The organism is Chryseobacterium taeanense (assembly GCF_900099685.1).
Lineage (GTDB): Bacteria > Bacteroidota > Bacteroidia > Flavobacteriales > Weeksellaceae > Chryseobacterium > Chryseobacterium taeanense.
Window position 1 is genome coordinate 536,933 of the sequence record NZ_FNDW01000001.1, and the last position, 19,026, is coordinate 555,958.

Consider the following 19,026-nt stretch of genomic DNA (forward strand, 5'->3'; position numbering starts at 1 on the left):
ATGTATATTTGTAGAATTTTAAAATATGATGAAAGGTAAAATATTGGTTATAATATCAGCCTTAGTACTAGTTTCATGTAAAACTAATCCTAATGCTAAAAATGATCTCAACTATTTGCAAAATATTGAAAAAGTAGCAATTGAATCATCTGCTAAAAACTCTGTTAATACAATACAAAAAGGAGATCAGCTTGTTATTCTTATTACCGCCAAAGATATGGCTGTGGTAAAACCTTTTAACCAAAACTATTCATCATCAGATTTAATTCAGAGTAATGCTACAGCGGGAGGAAATACTCCAAATCAAGGTGCTACAAATATTTCCGGACCAACATATATTGTAGATTCTGATGGTAATATTGATTTTCCTGTGTTAGGTTCTGTAAACGCTGGCGGTAAGACTTTAGTAGAGTTAAAAGATGATCTAAGGGAAAGAATACAGCAGTTTGTCATTAACCCCGCGATAAACATTCGATTGGCTAATTTTAAAGTTACCATACTTGGAGAAGTAAACAGACAGGGAGATTATATTATTTCAAACGGGCAGGGTACAATTCTGAATGCATTGGGTATGGCAGGAGACCTTACGATGTATGGTAAAAGAGATGACGTATTGGTCATCAGGACAGAAGATGGAGTTGTTTCTCACGGAAAAGTAAACCTACTGGATGCCAACCTCATTAATTCTCCATATTATCATCTTAAACAGGGCGATGCGATTATTGTACCGGCTACCAATACGAAAGATGTACAATCAAAACAAAATCCAAACACAGGATTATATCTTACGGCGGCGTCTATTGCAATAACTGCAGCCGCGGTGATAGTTTCTCTGATCACAAAGTAAGAATAATTCAACTTTTCGAATATAGGGAAATACTATCTTTCTTATAAGTAATTTCCAGGATTATGATGATACAAATTGAAGATTTAAAATATAAAAATAAATAATGAATAACTCTATAATTGAAGAACAGGGTAAAAAAATAAATATTAATGATGCTATTAAACCTTACTTAAGAAACTGGGTATGGTTCATTATAATTCCTATTTTATCTTTAGTTATAGTGTACTTATACATAAAAAAAGCTACACCTGTCTACAAGATTCAATCTACCGTGCTGATTAAAGATGCAAAGAAAGCACCCTCTTCTGCTGCGGGAGAATTTGCGGTATTGCAGGACTTGTCCGGATTGGGAGGTATGGGTACAAACAGCATTGATAATGAAATCGAGATTTTCAAGTCTAAAAAGATGATGTTTGATGTTGTCAGGAAACTAGAATTACAGAATGTAATTTATACGAAATCCGACTTCAAAACTAAAGAACTTTACAAAGACACTTCACCGATAATTATACACACAATCAATGAAAAACCTTTTGTAAAAACTCCTGAAGAACCTATTGCAATAAAAATAGAAGGAGATAATATCACTTTAAGTTCGGAAGAACTTCCTAAAGAAATTAAAACCACTTTTAATAAGACAATTAGTCTTCCATATGCCAATCTTTTAATTGAGCGAAATCGTGAGTTTAATAAGCTAAAGACAGGAGAATTAGGGGGAATTTATTTTGAATATTCTACGCTGGAAAGTACAGTTAATAAATGGCAAAATCTACTAAACGTATATTTGGTTAATAAAGATGCTACCGTAATAGGCTTATCGTTAAACTATCCAAATACAGATAAGGCAAAAGATATACTTAATAGTTTGGTACAGGTCTATAACAATGAGGCTATTAATGATAAAAATTCAGAATCAAAAAAAACCAAAGACTTTATTGATGACCGAATCAATATTATAGCAAATGAACTGGGGCAGGTAGAGAATCAAAAAGAAAATTTTAAAGCTTCTAATAAGATCGTAGATATTGAAACTGAAGCTAAACTAAATCTTGAAACTTCCGCGAACGCAAGAGCCAGAGAACTAGAGCTGGAATCTCAACTGGAATTAACTAATTCCTTAATTAATTTTATAAGTAAACAGAACAATTCTCAGGTTCTACCAACCAATATAGGGCTGAATAATGAAACTGCAATCTCTAATATATCTGCTTACAATCAGTTAGTTATAGAGAGGAACAGATTGCTGGAAAACGCGACCATACAAAACCCCCTTGTTGTGGATCTCAGTAAGCAGATTTCTTCATTAAAAGGTGCTGTGATGGAAAGTTTACTTAAAAACCGTACAGGACTTCAGCTTGCTAAAAGCCAATATGAAGGTGAGCAAAATTCTATAAATTCTAAAATTACAAAAGTTCCTTCACAGGAAAAAAAGTTTAGAAGTATTGAAAGACAGCAGCAGATTAAAGAAAGTTTGTATCTTTTACTACTCCAGAAAAGGGAAGAAACAGCAATTTCATTAGCCGTTACAGCAAATAAAGCTCGAATTGTAGATTATGCTTACACGTCGCCAAGTCCTATTTCACCGAGAAAGCAGGTTTTTCTTTTAGGCGGTCTGTTACTTGGCTTGTTGATTCCTTTTATTATTATTTACATTAAAGAACTACTAAATAATAAGATTAAATCAAGAAATGATCTTGAAGTTTTATCCCACGGTAAATCGGTAATCGGAGAAATCCCGAGTTTGGAAAGAGGCCAGGAAGAGCTTATTAAAACTAATGATCTTACGCCTTTAGCGGAAGCCTTTAGAATATTGATAACCAATATGAATTTTATGCTGGCCAAGAAAAATGAGGCCAAGGTTGTATTTGTCACCTCAACGGTAAAAGGTGAAGGCAAGACATTTGTTTCTGTGAATCTTGCTTTGGCTTTGGCCACACCAAATAAAAAAGTTATTATTATAGGTTCTGACATCAGAAACCCACAACTTCAACGGTATAATCCGGTCAGAAAAGGATTATCGGGCCTTACTGAATATTTATATGAAGATAAAACTAGAGTTGATGATATTGTACATGTGTCAACTTTTAATCCATACTTAGATGTAATCTATTCGGGCAGCATTCCTCCCAATCCTACAGAACTGCTTACCAACGGTAGATATGAAGAATTAATGGAAGTTTTGAAGCCAAAATACGATTATATTATCTTAGATACAGCTCCATTGATGCTAGTGACCGATACTTTCCTTTTTGCGGAAATGGCAGATGTTACATTATATGTTGCAAGGTCAGGTTACACAGAAAAAGCATTAATCGATTTCGCTAATAAAAATATTGATTCTGAAAAGATTAAAAACGTAGGATTTGTATTAAATGATGTGAACAAAAATTATTTGGGCTATGGAAATAAGTACGGCTACGGATATAATGCAGAAGAAAAAAAATGGTGGCAAAGATTCTAAATAAGTAAGAAATTTTTATTATAATAATCACTGGTTTTAAGAGATACATAACTGTAGAGCAATTAATGAAAGTGTACTAATAACATGTAATGTTTAAAAACAAAGTATTCGAAAATATTTTTTCTTTAGGAGTAAGCCAGATCGCAAATATGGCATTTCCCTTTATTACGATGCCTTACGTATCGAGAATTATTGGACCTGAAGGGTATGGTATTTTAAATTACAGTACTGCCTTCATAGGATATTTTGTATTATTCATTTTGTACAGTTTTGATCTGTCTGGTACTAAAGCAATATCAAGAAATATAAAGGATAAAGAATTTGTCAATATGGCATTTTCTGAAGTCATTTATTCCAGATGTATTTTATATCTTATTTCAAGTATATTGTTTATGCTATCATTATTCTTCGGTAAAGCTCTACACAAAGATTATGTGGTGAGTATTATTTTATTTGTAGGTTTAATTTCATCAGTTTTTTCACCACAATTCATTTACCAGAGCTTTCAGGATTTAAAGATTTTTTCTAAAATCAATTTAATTAGAGGTTTTATTAATATGATCCTTATTTTCCTGTTTGTAAAGACAAAGCACGACTATTTTTACATTCCTTTATTTACAACAGTTTTTAATATTTTTATTAATATAGGATTGTTTGGATACGCAAAAAGAAAATATTCCCTAAAATTAATCAAACAACCATTAAATAATGTATTTGGAGTGATATTTAACGACCGGTTTATATTTATATCTAATGTAATAGGTGCTTTCCGTACAACTACCAATACTATCATTTTAGGATTTTTTATTACCACAAAAGAAATTGGATATTTTACAACGAGTATTAACTTTTTATTTGTAGTTGTAAATGTTTTTTTTATTCCTATTTCAACAGCTATATATCCTTTTATTTCAAATTCCTTTTCAAAATCTGTGGAAGTGGGAAATGATGTAGTAAAAAAAATAGTACCGATCACAATCTACTTTTATTTTTTTACTTCTTTATGTTTGCTGATATTTTCTCCTCTCCTTATAACGTTTATTTTTGGAAACAAATTTGATGAATCTATCAAAATACTTCAAACTATAGCATTTGTACCACTAACTATGGGCTTATGCAATTTACTTGGTGTGCAAGTCTTATTAAATTATAATTTTGACAAACTGTATTTTAGAATAAATTTATTTTGTAATATAGTTGGCTTAATTTTAAACTTTTTTCTAAGTAAAAAATTTGGTTATTATGGAGCTGCTTGGAATTTAATTTTTATTGATGTTTTGACTATAGTTTTATGTTTTTATTTTCTGAAAATATTGAAAATTAATATTATAAAATGGAAATATTTTAGCCCTATAGTAATTAAATCTAATTTAATTAGCATTATTAAAGCAAAAAAACTTAATTAATTTTTACATTTTTTAAAGTTATTATTTAAATAACTGAATGACATTAGATATTTAAATATTTATGACAATGAAAAGAAACAGCAATTACAAAGTACGGAAATAACAAATACTAAAATAAATGATATTAATGAACATTCTATAATATCATAAATTATAATTATGAATAAACTTTTATGGGTTTTTATATCAATTATTTGTATTGTTGCAATGTTTTTTGCAGGAAGCGATTCAGATTACTTTTCAAACAGAGTTTTTTTTACTAGTAGTATTATACAAGTAATCTCAATATATAATATTTTCTCAAGAGGAAATGAGCCATTTTCATTAGAAAAAATGTTTTACCTTTTTTCTCTTTTTTTCTTTGGTGTTGCACCATTGCTACAATCATTTGAAAATTCTAATTTTTGGTACTACAGACCACTTCTGGAAGAGGAATATTTTTTCACGAATATTTTGGTGATCATTATCATTATACTATATAAATTTGTTTACCTTTTTTTTAGAAGAACAATACAGCGACCGAAAGCAGAGAAAAAACTTAACAGCTTTAAGGTACCTGATAAAATAACTTTTATCAACTCTTTACTTTTGATAGCTCTATCATTGTTGGCTTTCTTTATTGTATTTGCATCCAATGATTTTAATATACTACCGATGTTGGTTCGTGGCGGAGAACTTGTGGCAGATGTAATGAGCAATGTGGAGGCAGATGAAAGTCCTACAAAATGGTTGATTGTAAATAATTTTGTAAGACCAATTTCCATTATGTGTTTTCTTTATTATGCTGTTTCTAAAGAAAAAAATAAAGTTATTTTTACGATATTAGGTCTTTTAGCTCTTATGACCTGCTTTCCCAGTGCTGTTCCTCGTTTTGCAGCAGCGGCCATGTATATTCCGGTAATTTTGATATTATTTTCATTTGTCAGGAAGAAAAATGTTTTTTCATTAATTTTTGTAGGAGGATTACTTTTTCTTTTTCCATTTTTAAATATTTTCCGAAATTTTGGGGATGTAAATAATGAAGAATTTAAATTGGATTTTAAAATGTTTACCGAAGCCCATTTTGATTCTTATCAGAACTTTGCTTTATTGGTTTCCAATGAAATAATTACCTATGGAGGTCAGCTGCTTGGTGTATTTTTATTTTGGGTGCCAAGATCAATCTGGCCCGAAAAACCTTTGGGAACAGGGGCTTTCACCGCAGAAAAATTGAATTTCTTTTTTAGCAATGTTGCTGCAAATTATTTTGCGGAAGGTTATGTAAATTTTGGATATTTAGGAATTATTTTATTTTTGCTATTCTTAGCATATCAGACAGCACTTGTTGATAAAATATACTGGGAATCTGAAAGAAAAGTTAGCGGTGATTTTTTCTCAGTTTTATATACAATTTCACTTGGATTTCTGTTTTTTATTTTAAGAGGTGATATGTTAAGTTCTGTCGCATATATGTTTGGATTTCTCTTTGCCGCAGTATTTGTATATAAAATAACAACATTAAAAATCAAAAACTAATAATGGACAATAAACAATATTGCGTAATATATGAAACCGCAAAATTGTTTTGAAAAAGATGTATAAAACTTTTAGAAAAGTTATAGTAATAAAATAACTTATAAATGAAGAATAAAAAGGTATATTTTTTTACAAATATAATTCCCCCATACAGAGTTTTCTTTTACAATCTGCTGGAACAGACTCGCAAAGGAAGTAATTTCGATTTTGAAGTTTTTTTCATGAGAGAAACAGAGTCCAACAGAAATTGGAATATTGATCTGAATGATCTTAAGTTTAAATATAAAATCGGTAACGGATTATACTTTGATATAAAAGGATTTTTTTTTCATTTTAATCCGCTTATGGTACGTGATCTTATACGGTCTAAGGATGAAATTATTTTAGGTGGTAGCTGGAATAATCCTAATGTGATTTTAATCGCTTTCTTAAAAAGTATAGGATTGGCAAAGAATACTTTATCAGTTTGGAGTGAAGCTAATTATTTAACAAATGAAAGTCAGGCTAAAAATAAGCTAAGGGACTTTTTAAAAAAATGGTTTTTCAGACAGATTGATGGTAAATTTATAATTCCGGGCGAGATGTCTGTAAAGTCATTTGCAAAATGGGGCATTCCAATTCATAATATTGTATATCTACCGAATGTAGTATCTACAAATATTTTTAACACTAATAAAGCAGTAGATAAAAACAACAAACTGCCCGTTTTTTTCTTGGTTGCAAGGTTAGAAGAAAACATAAAAGGGATAAGGAATTTTATGGATGCAGTTGGTGTCGAAAATCTCAGAAGGATTATTTTAAAAATTGCAGGTACAGGAAGTTCTTATAACGATTATTTAAAATACATCAAAGATCATAATTTGGAGGATCATATAAAGCTTTTAGGGAATCTTACACAGCAACAAATAGTAGAAGAATATAAAAATGCGGATATTTTCTTATTACCTTCATTTTCAGACCCAAGTCCATTATCTATTGTCGAAGCTATTTCATCCGGGTTACCTGTATTTGTTAGTGATCGTTGTGGTAATCACTTTGAAACAGTTTCGGAAGGTAAAAATGGCTATGTCTTTGATCCTTCCAATCATGCTGAAATTAAGGAAAAATTTAATCTGCTGATGGATAGAAAAGAATACTGGAAAGATTTTTCAGAAATAAGCTTACAATTAGCTGAGGAAAATTTTAATCCGGATGTGGTGTTACGAAGATTTGTATCAAACTACGAGTGATGAAAAGAATTTTGCAGATTAATGGAGTTTCAAACTTTGGTTCTACAGGCAAAATTGTTAAAGGAATTGAAAAAGAAATTTTAAATGAAGGCTGGGAATCTTTTGTGGCTTATGGAAGAGATACTAGCCAATCGGATCCAAATGATATTAAAATAGGGAATAAGGTTGATAATGTTTTACATGCATTATACACTCGGTTTACTGATAGACATGGTCTGCTCTCAAGAAAAGCGACTTCCGAATTTCTTGAAAAAATCGATGCTATTAATCCGGATATTATACATCTTCATAATATTCATGGATATTACATCAATTACGAAATATTATTTACATATATTCAGCGTAAAAATATTCCTGTAGTTTGGACATTACACGACTGTTGGTCATTTACAGGGCATTGTGTACATTTTGAATATGTAAACTGTTACAAATGGGAAAGCGAATGTAACCACTGTATTCAGATTGGTAATTACCCGAAATCATACATTGATCAATCTACTAAAAACTTTTTATTAAAGAAAAAAGTATTTAACTTGCCCGAAAAACTTATTTTAGTTCCTGTTTCTGAATGGTTATCAGGTTTGGTTAAAAGATCTTTCCTTAAAAAATATACCGATGTTGTTATACATAATGGCATCGATCTGCAAAAGTTTAAAATAATTGATAATTTTCAGGATACATTAAAAAAATATAACTTACAAGATTGTAAATTTGCCCTTTCAGTTGCCAGTATTTGGGATTTCAGAAAAGGACTGAAAGAACTTTACAAATTAGCCTTACTGCTTGCTGAAGATTATAAATTGGTCGTGGTTGGTCTTACAGAAAAGCAAATAAAAAAACTTCCGAAAAAGATCATTGGTATAAAAAGGACGGACAATATAGAAGAGCTTGTAGCACTTTATAATGGTGCTCAGGTTTTTTTGAATCCTACACTTGAAGATACTTTTCCGACAACAAACCTTGAGGCACTGGCCTGCGGTACGCCCATTGTGACATATAAATCAGGAGGTAGCGCGGAAAGTATAGACTCTGAAACAGGAAAAGTCATTGAAAAAAATGATTTAAAATCTCTGTTAGAAGCTACAGAAATATATCTGAAAAGTGATAAGAATAATTTTAAAATACTATGCAGATCAAGAGCTGAAAGGTTTTTTGATCAGAATTTAAATTTTAAAGAATATATTAATTTATATAAAAAAATATTTGATAAAATTATTTAAGCAAAAATCTGAAGCAGAAAAACTTTTGGACAATGTTTATTTCTTAGAAAATGTAGATTTATACCATGAATAATATTAAATATAATATGCAGATCAAAAATAAAACCCTCCTTATTACTGGCGGAACAGGTTCATTCGGAACGGCTGTTTTAAGGAAGTTTATCCATACAGACCATTTCAAAGAAATAAGAATCTTTTCGCGTGATGAAAAGAAGCAGGATGATATGAGAAATCAGTTTAAAAATGATAAGCTGAAATTCTATATCGGTGATGTGAGAGACTACAGAAGTGTTGAATCTGCGATGAGAGGTGTTGACTATGTTTTTCATGCTGCAGCTCTGAAACAGGTTCCATCCTGTGAATTTTTTCCTATGCAGGCCGTTAAAACCAATGTTGAAGGAACCCAAAATGTTATTGATGCAGCAGCTTCAAATGATGTGAAAAAAGTAATCTGTTTAAGCACAGATAAAGCAGCATATCCTATCAATGCGATGGGAATTTCTAAAGCCATGATGGAAAAAGTTGCGGTGGCAGCCTCAAGAAACCTTGAAAATACTGTAGTCTGTCTTACGAGATACGGCAATGTAATGGCTTCCAGAGGTTCTGTGATTCCGTTATTTGTAAAGCAGATTAAAAATGGAGAGCCTCTCACTATTACAGATCCGAATATGACAAGATTTTTAATGTCATTAGAAGAGGCGGTAGATTTGGTTCTATTTGCCTTTGAACATGGTAATCCAGGAGATTTGTTTGTTAATAAAGCGCCGGCGGGAACAATAGCAGACCTAGCTCAGGCATTGAAAGAAATGTTTAAAGCAGATAATCCTGTCAAAATTATTGGAACCAGACACGGCGAAAAATTATACGAAACGTTGTGTACCCGTGAAGAAATGATTAAAGCGGAAGATATGGGTGATTTCTACAGAATCCCGGCGGATAACCGAGATCTGAACTACGCACAATATTTTTCTGAAGGCACAAAAGATATTTCAAAAATTGAAGATTATCATTCTCATAATACCCAGCAACACGATGTGGAAGGAATGAAAAAACTTCTGCTGAAACTCCCTTTAATTAGAAAAGAAGTGTTAGGGGAAGATATAATGCAGTATCCTGAATAATTTTTTGCTTAAATTTTGTTATTAATCAAGATCTTGAAAATTTAAAAAAATGAAAAAAATTGGAATTACGGGACAAAATGGTTTTGTTGGTTCGCATTTATATAATACTTTAGGTTTACATCCTGAGAAATTTGAAAGAATAAATTTTGAAAAGGATTTCTTTGACGATCAAAAAAAACTGGATGAATTCGTAGGGCAATGTGATGTGATCGTCCATCTCGCTGCAATGAACAGACATCCTGAACCTGAAGTTATTTATGAAAATAATCTCGATCTTGTTAAAAAACTCATTGCTTCTCTGGAGAGAGTAAATTCCAAGGCTCATGTTCTTTTTTCATCTTCTTCGCAGGAAGAAAAAGATAATTTATACGGAAAATCCAAAAAAGAAGGGAGGGAATTGCTGGCAGAATGGGCAGAAAAAAATGATGGGAAATTCACCGGAATGATCATTCCGAATGTCTTTGGACCCTTTGGAAAGCCCAATTATAATTCTTTTATTGCTACTTTTTGTCATAAACTAACTCATGGAGAGCAACCTGTTATTGATAACGACGGTGAGGTAAAGCTTATTTATGTAGGAGAACTTATTCAGGAAATTATCAATCATATTAACAGTGAAGAATCAAACAAATTATATGAGGTGCCAAATACTTCAGTGAATAAGGTTTCAGAAGTACTTCAGAAATTAGAAATATATAAGAATTTGTATTTTGATAATGGTGAGATTCCTGCTTTGGAAAGTGGTTTTGATTTAAATCTTTTCAATACTTTCCGATGTTATTTCGATATTAAAAATCATTATCCCGCAAAATTCACACAACATACAGATCCCAGAGGAGCTTTTGTAGAAGTAATCAGGCTGGGTATTGGAGGTCAGTGTTCATTTTCAACAACTGTTCCCGGGATTACCAGAGGAAATCACTTTCATACCAGAAAAATAGAACGATTTGCGGTGATAAAAGGTAAAGCGCTTATACAGTTAAGGAAAGTTGATACGGACGAAGTCTTAGATTTTTATCTTGATGGAAACGAACCTGCTTACGTTGATATGCCAATCTGGTACACCCATAATATTAAAAACATAGGAGAAGAAGAACTATATACTATTTTCTGGATTAATGAGCCTTTTAATCCGAAAGATGCTGATACATACTTCTTGGAAGTTTAATACAGATGAAAATTGATGTATTATTGTTAAACATCTTTAAAATTAACTAATTATTCTATTATATTAGTTAATTTTATGACAAAATAAAATTAATTATTTATTTTTTGTTGGAAAAAATGAGCTTTTACACTTTTTTGTAATGTTTATTATATCACAGTATAAGGAAAATATATAATTTATCAATTTAAATTGGTATTTTTGGGCCTGCAAAAAAAATGAAAATCTACAAATGAAGAAATTAAAAATAATGACCGTGGTGGGCACAAGGCCCGAAATCATCAGATTATCAAGAGTACTATCAGCTTTGGATGCTTCTGAAGCTGTTGAGCATATTATCGTCCATACAGGGCAAAATTATGATTATGAACTAAATCAGATTTTCTTTGAAGATCTGGGACTTCGTAAGCCGGATCACTTTCTGGAAGCTGCCGGAAAAACAGCGACTGAAACCGTTGGGAATATTTTAATTAAAATTGATCCGCTGTTAGAAGATTTAAAACCTGATGCATTTTTGGTGCTGGGAGATACAAACTCTTGTCTTTGTGCTATTCCTGCTAAAAAAAGACAAATTCCGATTTTTCACATGGAAGCAGGAAACAGATGTTTCGATCAAAGAGTTCCCGAAGAAACCAACAGGAAAATAGTAGATCATACAGCAGATATAAATCTTACATACTCTGATATTGCAAGAGAATATTTATTAAGAGAAGGCCTTCCTGCGGACAGAATCATTAAAACAGGTTCTCCGATGTTTGAGGTTTTAAATCATTACCTTCCGCAGATTGAAAATTCTGATGTTTTAAACCGTTTGAATCTGGAAGAAGGAAAATATTTTGTGGTGTCTTCCCACAGAGAAGAAAACATCAATTCGGAGAAAAATTTTAACGGATTGATTGAAAGCCTTAATGCCATTGCTGAAAAATTTGGATTTCCGATTATCGTTTCTACTCATCCCAGAACCAGAAATATGATCGATAAAATGAAAGTAAATGTAAGGCCTGAAATTCAATTCCTGAAACCATTAGGTTTTCATGATTATAATGCTTTACAGATGAGGAGCTATGCTGTTTTATCAGATTCGGGAACTATTTCTGAAGAATCTTCAATATTGAATTTCAGGGCTTTAAATATAAGAGATGCCCACGAAAGACCGGAAGCTATGGAGGAGGCATCAGTCATGATGGTAGGAATGTCTCCGGAAAGAATAATGCAGGGACTCACGCAGCTTCAGCAGCAAAAAACAGGCAATGAAAGGAATTACAGACAGGTTTCGGATTATTCCATGCCTAATGTTTCTGAAAAAATGGTAAGGATCATCCTGAGCTATACAGATTATATTAACAGAGTAGTTTGGAGTAAATAATGGATAATCTTTGGATTGCTACAGAATTATTTTATCCTGAGCAAACTTCAACTTCTTTTATTCTTACTAAGATTGCAAATCGACTTTCTGAAAAATATTCTGTGAAGGTTATTTGCGGGCAACCTGTTTATGATAAAAAGGAGGAAAAAATGTCGGCTTTTACATTAAATTCTGAAGTATCTGTTCATAAAATAAAAGGATTTTCCGGAGATAAAAATAGTTTGGTTTTTAGGTCATTTAGATTAGTTTTTCTCAGTTTTTCTATTTTTTTTTATTTGCTGAAAAATATGAAAAAGGAAGAGAAGCTTCTTATCGTTACCAATCCTGCACCTCTTATTTTACTGATTTCAATACTTAAAGTATTAAAAAAGATTGAACTTGTTATTCTCGTACACGACGTGTTTCCGGAAAATACAGTACCGGCAGGAATTCTAAAATCAAATTCTCTCTTATATAAATTTATCAAAAAGATTTTCGCTAAAGCGTATTCCAAAGCAGATAAACTTATCGTTTTGGGAAGAGATATGCAGAGTGTACTGGAAGAGAAAATCAGAAGGTACACAGACACTTCAAAAATCTGTATTATTGAAAACTGGGGAGATGTAAGAGGTATTTACCCTATTCCAAAAGAAGAAGCTCTGAATAGCACATCTCTTCCAACTGACAAAATTATATTTCAGTATGCGGGCAACATTGGCAGAGTACAAGGACTTATTGAGCTTTTAAAAGTGATAAAAAGTGTAGATAACGAAAAACTTATTTTCTACTTTGTAGGAGATGGAGCTGTAAAAAAAGAGATGCTGGATTATGTGAAATTCCATCAGATGAAAAATGTTTATTTTGATGAGGCCTATTCCAGGGAAGATCAATTATTTGTACTAAATAGGGCGGATGTAGCATTTGTAAGCCTTGCGCAAGGTATGTTCGGACTAGGTGTACCCTCAAAAACTTATAATATTTTGGCATCAGGTAAGCCTTTATTATATTTGGGTGAAGAGAACAGTGAGATAGATCTTTTGATAAAAGAAAAAAATGTAGGATATTCTTTCAGAAACGATCAAATTAATGAGATGATCCATTTTTTTAATCATTTTGATGAAAAAGCAATTACAGATTTGGAGCATAAAAAGAATAATGCAAGAAAATTAGCAGAAAACCATTATTCTGAGGAAATTATTTTGAATAAATTTTATAATATTATCTAGTGAAAATATTATTTACAGGAGCCAACGGATTTTTGGGCAGAAACGTAATTCCGATTCTGAAGGAAAAATCTTTTCAAGTGAAAACTTGTGGTACCCATGATGCAGATTATGTATTCGATATTTCTGAAAAAGTTTTGCAGATAAACGAAAAGTTTGATATTATTTTTCATGCCGCAGGTAAGGCTCATTGTATCCCCAAAACTAATGATGAAGAAAAACAATTCTATAATGTAAATTTTGAAGGAACTAAAAATCTCTGCAGATCATTAGAGAATAATACGCCCCAGATTTTTATATTTGTTAGTACCGTAGCTGTGTATGGTGACGATTTCGGTGAAGATATCAGTGAAGATTTTCCTTTGGAAGGATGTACGCCTTATGCTAAAAGTAAGATCATGGCTGAAAAATTTCTCGAAGAATGGTGTGAGAATTATAATGTAAAGCTCTTTATCTTCAGAGCTCCATTAATTGTGGGACCTAATCCGCCGGGAAATCTGGGAGATATGATGAAGGCTATCAAGAAAGGAACGTATTTTAATATCGGAGGAGGAAAAGCTAAGAAAAGCTTATTATGGGTAGAAGATTTTGCTGAACTTACCTATCGCTCAATAACGCATTCCGGAGGTGTTTATAATGTATGTGATGACTTTAGTCCAAATTTTAAAGAAATTGCAGAAAAAATTTCATCTTTGTTAAGAAAGAAAGCTCCAAAGAATATACCGTTCATTATAGCAAAGCTAATGGCCTTAGGAGGAGATTTATTGGGAAATAAAGCACCCATAAATTCTCATAAATTAAATAAAATAATTAAGGATTTAACATTTTCAAACACAAAAATAAAAAGAGAAATGGATTTCTCACCCACAAATGTCATGGAAAAATTTCAAATTTAACTTATGGAGTTCATACTAATTACCATATTACTTTTCGCTGCAATTTTAATTTATTTCAAAATTGCTGATAAATACAATATTATCGATAAACCCAATCATAGAAGTGCACATTCACAAATTACACTCAGAGGCGGAGGGATTATTTTTCCGATAGCCTTTGTTATTTTTTGTCTTTTCAATTTTAAAGAAGCCATGGAGACGTACTGGTCCTTCGGTCTCGGACTGGTCGCTATATGTCTTGTAAGCTTTATGGATGATGTCAAAAATTTGTCAGGCAAAATAAGAATTTCCGTTCATTTCATCTCGGTTGTTCTTTTACTTTATTTCACGAAAACATTTAGCTTGTTTCCGTTGTGGACATGGCCGGTCTTCTTCATAATGACCATAGGAACACTCAATGCCTATAATTTTATGGATGGTATTAACGGTATGACGGCGGCTTATACTTTAGTCACGCTACTCACACTTCTTTACATTAATCATGATATTGTTCTTTTTACCCAAGAGGATTTTATCGTTTATGCAATTTTGGCTTCTTTGGTTTTTCTGTTCTTTAACTTTAGAAAAAAAGCCAAATGCTTTGCAGGAGACGTGGGAAGTATGGGAATAGGGTTTTGGATAATAGCACTTATTACCCTCCTTATTATGAAAACTCATGACTACAAATATATTCTGCTGTTTTCAGTTTACGGGATAGAAGTCGTGCTGACAATTATTGAAAGATTGTACCTCAGAGAAAATATTTTTGAGGCTCACAGAAGACATTTGTACCAGCTGCTTGCCAATGAGAAAAAAGTGCCACATCTTGTGATAAGCAGCATCTATGCAATTGCCCAGTTACTGATTAATGTTTTTTTGATTTTTTCAAATTTACCGCTTGGTATCATTATTTTAATTATATTTATCCCGAGTGGAAGTATATATTTAATCTTCAAACTAAGCCTGAAAAAGAAATTTCAATCTGTAATTAAATAAAATATGAAAATAAAAGAAACTCCTTTAAAAGATTGCTACATCATTGAACCTACGATTATTGAAGATGAAAGAGGCTACTTTTTTGAGAAATTCAATGAAAGAAAATTCGAGGAGCTTACCGGAATGAATGGACATTTTGTACAGGATAATATTTCCAAATCTTCCTATGGAGTAATTCGGGGGGTACATTTGCAGCAGGGAGAACATGCGCAGGCAAAATTGGTTTCATGCCTAGAAGGGAAAGTTTGGGATGTGGCCGTTGATATGAGAGAAGACTCGCCGACATTTGGCAAGTGGTTCGGGATTGAACTTACAGCAGAAAATAAAGTTCAGCTTTATGTACCAAGAGGCTTTGGACACGGTTTTTCAGTTTTGAGTGAAACTGCAATTTTCTCTTATAAATGTGATAATTTCTATCATAAAGAATCAGAGAGAGGAATCTTATATAATGATCCGGATTTGAATATTGACTGGAAGATTGACCCAAGCGATGCTATGCTTTCCGAAAAAGATAAAAAGCTTTCCAGTTTTATTATAAAATAAATTTTACATCAAATACTAAAAACCACTTATTGAGAGTGGTTTTATTTTTTTAATCCATACTCTTCAATATTTCGTATCTTTGCAAACTCAAAATCAAAAAGATGCGTACAAAATCTGTAGGAAAGAAGAAAATCAATGTGGTAACGCTTGGATGTTCCAAAAACGTTTATGATTCCGAAGTTTTGATGAGCCAGCTGAAAGCCAACGGGAAAGAAGTTGTTCATGAAGACAGAGGAGATATTGTAGTAATCAATACCTGCGGATTTATAGATAATGCAAAAGAAGAATCGATCAATACAATTCTAGATTATGTTGAGGCTAAAAACAGAGGAGAAGTAGAGAAAGTTTTTGTTACGGGTTGCCTTTCAGAAAGATATAAGCCAGATTTGATAAGAGAAATTCCTGATGTCGATCAGTATTTCGGAACAAGAGATCTTCCCATTTTACTGAAACATCTTGGTGCAGATTATAAGCATGAGTTGGTGGGTGAAAGACTAACGACGACCCCAAAGCATTACGCTTACCTGAAAATTTCAGAAGGCTGTGACAGACCCTGCTCCTTTTGTGCGATTCCTTTGATGCGAGGAGGGCATGTTTCCACACCCATAGAAAAATTGGTTTCCGAAGCACAAAAGCTTGCTAAAAAAGGGACAAAAGAACTGATTTTAATTGCTCAGGATCTTACCTATTACGGTTTAGATATTTATAAAAAGAGGGCGCTCGGAGATTTATTAAAAGAATTGGTAAAAGTTGAAGGAATTGAATGGATTCGTCTTCATTATGCTTTTCCAAGTGGCTTTCCGGAAGATGTTCTTGATATCATCCGTGAAGAACCAAAAGTATGTAATTATATAGATATTCCTCTGCAACATATCAATTCAGATTTACTGAAGTCAATGAAAAGAGGAACGACTCACGAGAAGACTAATACGTTACTGACAAAGTTCAGAGAGAAAGTTCCTGATATGGCAATCAGAACTACCCTTATTGTCGGATATCCTGGAGAAACGGAAGAGATATTTCAGGAACTCAAAGATTGGGTGAAATCACAAAAATTTGACAGATTGGGATGCTTTACCTATTCTCATGAAGAAAATACAGGCGCTTACATTTTACAGGACGATATCCCGCAAGAAGTAAAAGAAGCAAGAGTGGAAGAAATCATGGAGATTCAGTCACAGATTTCCTGGGAAAAAAATCAGGAAAAAATCGGAAAAGTCTACAAATGTATTTTTGACCGTAAAGAAGGAAATTATTTTGTCGGAAGAACAGAATATGATTCTCCTGATGTAGATAACACCGTATTGGTACCTGCCGAAAATACTTATATTTCAATCGGAGATTTTGCTGAGGTAAAAATCACTTCTGCAGAAGAATTTGATCTTTACGGAGAACTGATATAGAAATTTAGTTTAAGTAATCTTAAGATATGAATTAACATCCTGAGTAAATACACACAGTAATAATGCAGTTTTAATCATTCAGGATGTTAATTATTTTTATTTTATTAAATAGTTACATAATAATATATTAAATTTGTTGCTTGTTGGGTTTGCCAATGCTTATCTGCTAACAATCAGATTAAATCTAAAATAAACTTTTTTTTTACTCGAAACTTGAACAGGTTGGTTTCGGAATTAATGAATTTATTTAAATACTAAAACCGTATGAAAAAAAAATTATTAATAGCTTTTTTGCTAGTAGGATTCTTTCCATTAGTTTATGCCCAACAGGGACGAGTTGGGATTAATACCGTTACTCCCGCTGCAACATTCGATGTGCAGACTAACACATCCAACAACTCCTTGCCAGACGCAGTATTGGTTCCTCGTATGACAAGAGCTCAGCTGGAAGCCAAAAACGCAGCCTATACAAACGGTACAGGTGCTGCCAATCAGAATGGAGCATTAGTATTTATTAGTGATGTTACAAACGGAACAGGAACAGGTAAAACGGTAAATGTTCAGGCAAAAGGATTCTATTATTATGATGCGCCCAATAGTGTTTGGGTAGCGGTAACTCCAAATTTGAAAGTATCGGTAGGAACCGGCGAAACACCAACCAATACATTTGTGGGTACTTCTCAGGTTTATGCCATCAAAGGTTCATTCAGTGCAAGTGGAACTTCTTCTTCTGTTAGCATTCCTTCACCTTCCGGGATGACTTCATTGTATTCGATTACCATTTATAAAGCAGGATCAGGACTTGTATATGACAGAAGCTTATATTCTTACAATATCACATCAACTCCTAATAACGCTGTTACAGGTTCACCAAGTATGTCTGTGATATATCCTGTGGGTAATTACGATTACGTTATGGAATATCTAAAATAATTTATACATTAAATTTTAATTTATAAATATTTAGATGGATGAAATGATGTATATTTTACTGAAAGTAAAAATACTTAATGTATTGGATTGTAGTGCTTTATTGTTTTTGAAATAGGATTTTTAGCAGTCATTAAGTTAAATTTATTAACTTTTTGATGGTTTTTTTAACATATTTTAACAATGTAGTTTAAATGACTTATAATCAGTCTATTGAATTTAATATTAACAAAATATTTAGATTTAATTAACATTTATTAACATACAAAATAGGTGCTTTAAAAGATTCCTGATACATTTGCCAAGTCAAAACCAATAAAAGTTCAAAATGATGAAAAGATTCATTCTCGTAATCATAATGATGATTTCAACCCTTGGTGTTTATTCGTTCAAAATGAATGCCATAGATGCGAAAAAAACAAGTTATGCATCGTACTACCACGATAAATTTAACGGTAGAAAAACTGCCAGCGGAGAAATTTTTGATAACGCAAAGTTTACCGCAGCAAACAGAACGCTTCCTTTTGGAACAAACGTTAAGGTAACTAACCTGAATAATGGTAAAGAGGTGATTGTGAAAATTAATGATAGAGGACCTTACCATTCGTCAAGAGTTTTAGATATGTCTAAAGCTGCGTTCGATGAAATCGGAGATATCAATAGAGGTACAATTCCGGTGGAATATGAAATTGTCGATTAATCTTATGATTTAAATTACAAAAGCCAACTGACTAAGTTGGCTTTTTT

At 32.3% G+C, this 19,026-nt stretch carries 16 protein-coding genes; all 16 read left to right on the forward strand.

Going from position 1 to position 19,026, the window contains the following annotated elements; translation table 11 throughout:
- Positions 1-25: 25 nt before the first annotated feature.
- The 16 genes from BLR30_RS02515 to BLR30_RS02590 all read left to right on the forward strand — a co-directional run bounded on the left by BLR30_RS02515 (position 26) and on the right by BLR30_RS02590 (position 18,979).
- Entirely contained in the window at positions 26-847 is an 822-nt protein-coding gene (locus BLR30_RS02515) for a polysaccharide biosynthesis/export family protein (RefSeq protein WP_228400684.1), read from the forward strand.
- A gap of 103 nt (positions 848-950) precedes the next feature.
- A complete protein-coding gene (locus BLR30_RS02520; protein WP_089854183.1) occupies positions 951-3,308 on the forward strand; it encodes a GumC family protein in 2,358 nt (785 codons plus the stop codon).
- Between the two features lie 89 nt (positions 3,309-3,397).
- On the forward strand, positions 3,398-4,714 hold the full coding sequence (locus BLR30_RS02525) for an oligosaccharide flippase family protein (RefSeq protein ID WP_089854186.1): 1,317 nt from the start codon (positions 3,398-3,400) through the stop codon (positions 4,712-4,714).
- 159 nt (positions 4,715-4,873) lie between these two features.
- A complete protein-coding gene (locus BLR30_RS02530; protein WP_089854189.1) occupies positions 4,874-6,229 on the forward strand; it encodes an oligosaccharide repeat unit polymerase in 1,356 nt (451 codons plus the stop codon).
- A 104-nt stretch (positions 6,230-6,333) separates the two neighbouring features.
- Positions 6,334-7,458 carry a glycosyltransferase family 4 protein gene (locus tag BLR30_RS02535; RefSeq protein WP_089854192.1) on the forward strand — a complete coding sequence of 375 codons (1,125 nt, stop codon included), beginning with the start codon at positions 6,334-6,336 and terminating at the stop codon, positions 7,456-7,458.
- Positions 7,458-8,678 carry a glycosyltransferase gene (locus BLR30_RS02540; protein ID WP_089854195.1) on the forward strand — a complete coding sequence of 407 codons (1,221 nt, stop codon included), beginning with the start codon at positions 7,458-7,460 and terminating at the stop codon, positions 8,676-8,678. The genes BLR30_RS02535 and BLR30_RS02540 overlap by 1 nt, the downstream gene beginning before the upstream one ends.
- Before the next feature lie 86 nt (positions 8,679-8,764).
- Positions 8,765-9,799 carry a polysaccharide biosynthesis protein gene (locus BLR30_RS02545; RefSeq protein ID WP_089854639.1) on the forward strand — a complete coding sequence of 345 codons (1,035 nt, stop codon included), beginning with the start codon at positions 8,765-8,767 and terminating at the stop codon, positions 9,797-9,799.
- A gap of 49 nt (positions 9,800-9,848) precedes the next feature.
- Complete coding sequence (locus BLR30_RS02550) at positions 9,849-10,967, forward strand: polysaccharide biosynthesis C-terminal domain-containing protein (RefSeq protein WP_089854198.1); 1,119 nt, start codon at positions 9,849-9,851, stop codon at positions 10,965-10,967.
- Between the two features lie 229 nt (positions 10,968-11,196).
- On the forward strand, positions 11,197-12,330 hold the full coding sequence (gene wecB, locus BLR30_RS02555) for a non-hydrolyzing UDP-N-acetylglucosamine 2-epimerase (RefSeq protein WP_089854201.1): 1,134 nt from the start codon (positions 11,197-11,199) through the stop codon (positions 12,328-12,330).
- Positions 12,330-13,535, forward strand: coding sequence for a glycosyltransferase family 4 protein (locus BLR30_RS02560; RefSeq protein ID WP_089854204.1), 1,206 nt, complete (start codon positions 12,330-12,332; stop codon positions 13,533-13,535). The genes wecB and BLR30_RS02560 overlap by 1 nt, the downstream gene beginning before the upstream one ends.
- Positions 13,535-14,428: an NAD-dependent epimerase/dehydratase family protein gene (locus BLR30_RS02565; RefSeq protein WP_089854207.1), complete on the forward strand. Its 894-nt coding sequence runs from the start codon at positions 13,535-13,537 to the stop codon at positions 14,426-14,428. The genes BLR30_RS02560 and BLR30_RS02565 overlap by 1 nt, the downstream gene beginning before the upstream one ends.
- 3 nt (positions 14,429-14,431) lie before the next feature.
- A complete protein-coding gene (locus BLR30_RS02570; protein WP_089854210.1) occupies positions 14,432-15,403 on the forward strand; it encodes an MraY family glycosyltransferase in 972 nt (323 codons plus the stop codon).
- A 3-nt stretch (positions 15,404-15,406) separates the two neighbouring features.
- The gene (gene rfbC, locus BLR30_RS02575; RefSeq protein ID WP_089854213.1) at positions 15,407-15,946 is read left to right on the forward strand and encodes a dTDP-4-dehydrorhamnose 3,5-epimerase; all 540 of its coding nucleotides are present in this window, start codon (positions 15,407-15,409) and stop codon (positions 15,944-15,946) included.
- A 101-nt stretch (positions 15,947-16,047) separates the two neighbouring features.
- Positions 16,048-17,349 carry a 30S ribosomal protein S12 methylthiotransferase RimO gene (gene rimO / locus BLR30_RS02580; protein ID WP_089854216.1) on the forward strand — a complete coding sequence of 434 codons (1,302 nt, stop codon included), beginning with the start codon at positions 16,048-16,050 and terminating at the stop codon, positions 17,347-17,349.
- Positions 17,350-17,613: 264 nt separating this feature from the next.
- The gene (locus BLR30_RS02585; protein ID WP_089854220.1) at positions 17,614-18,282 is read left to right on the forward strand and encodes a hypothetical protein; all 669 of its coding nucleotides are present in this window, start codon (positions 17,614-17,616) and stop codon (positions 18,280-18,282) included.
- Positions 18,283-18,607: 325 nt separating this feature from the next.
- Positions 18,608-18,979 (forward strand): septal ring lytic transglycosylase RlpA family protein, encoded by a 372-nt coding sequence (locus BLR30_RS02590; RefSeq protein WP_089854223.1) that lies wholly within the window; start codon positions 18,608-18,610, stop codon positions 18,977-18,979.
- Positions 18,980-19,026: the final 47 nt, after the last annotated feature.

Excerpts from the sequence above, each read along its gene's own strand:
- BLR30_RS02545 (WP_089854639.1), top strand. The coding sequence starts at position 8,765 with ATGCAGATCAAAAATAAAACCCTCCTTATTACTGGCGGAACAGGTTCA.
- BLR30_RS02515 (WP_228400684.1), top strand. The coding sequence starts at position 26 with ATGATGAAAGGTAAAATATTGGTTATAATATCAGCCTTAGTACTAGTT.
- BLR30_RS02560 (WP_089854204.1), top strand. The coding sequence starts at position 12,330 with ATGGATAATCTTTGGATTGCTACAGAATTATTTTATCCTGAGCAAACT.
- wecB (WP_089854201.1), top strand. The coding sequence starts at position 11,197 with ATGAAGAAATTAAAAATAATGACCGTGGTGGGCACAAGGCCCGAAATC.
- BLR30_RS02570 (WP_089854210.1), top strand. The coding sequence starts at position 14,432 with ATGGAGTTCATACTAATTACCATATTACTTTTCGCTGCAATTTTAATT.
- BLR30_RS02540 (WP_089854195.1), top strand. The coding sequence starts at position 7,458 with ATGAAAAGAATTTTGCAGATTAATGGAGTTTCAAACTTTGGTTCTACA.
- BLR30_RS02535 (WP_089854192.1), top strand. The coding sequence starts at position 6,334 with ATGAAGAATAAAAAGGTATATTTTTTTACAAATATAATTCCCCCATAC.
- BLR30_RS02585 (WP_089854220.1), top strand. The coding sequence starts at position 17,614 with ATGAAAAAAAAATTATTAATAGCTTTTTTGCTAGTAGGATTCTTTCCA.
- BLR30_RS02530 (WP_089854189.1), top strand. The coding sequence starts at position 4,874 with ATGAATAAACTTTTATGGGTTTTTATATCAATTATTTGTATTGTTGCA.
- BLR30_RS02520 (WP_089854183.1), top strand. The coding sequence starts at position 951 with ATGAATAACTCTATAATTGAAGAACAGGGTAAAAAAATAAATATTAAT.
- BLR30_RS02590 (WP_089854223.1), top strand. The coding sequence starts at position 18,608 with ATGATGAAAAGATTCATTCTCGTAATCATAATGATGATTTCAACCCTT.
- rfbC (WP_089854213.1), top strand. The coding sequence starts at position 15,407 with ATGAAAATAAAAGAAACTCCTTTAAAAGATTGCTACATCATTGAACCT.
- BLR30_RS02550 (WP_089854198.1), top strand. The coding sequence starts at position 9,849 with ATGAAAAAAATTGGAATTACGGGACAAAATGGTTTTGTTGGTTCGCAT.
- BLR30_RS02525 (WP_089854186.1), top strand. The coding sequence starts at position 3,398 with ATGTTTAAAAACAAAGTATTCGAAAATATTTTTTCTTTAGGAGTAAGC.
- rimO (WP_089854216.1), top strand. The coding sequence starts at position 16,048 with ATGCGTACAAAATCTGTAGGAAAGAAGAAAATCAATGTGGTAACGCTT.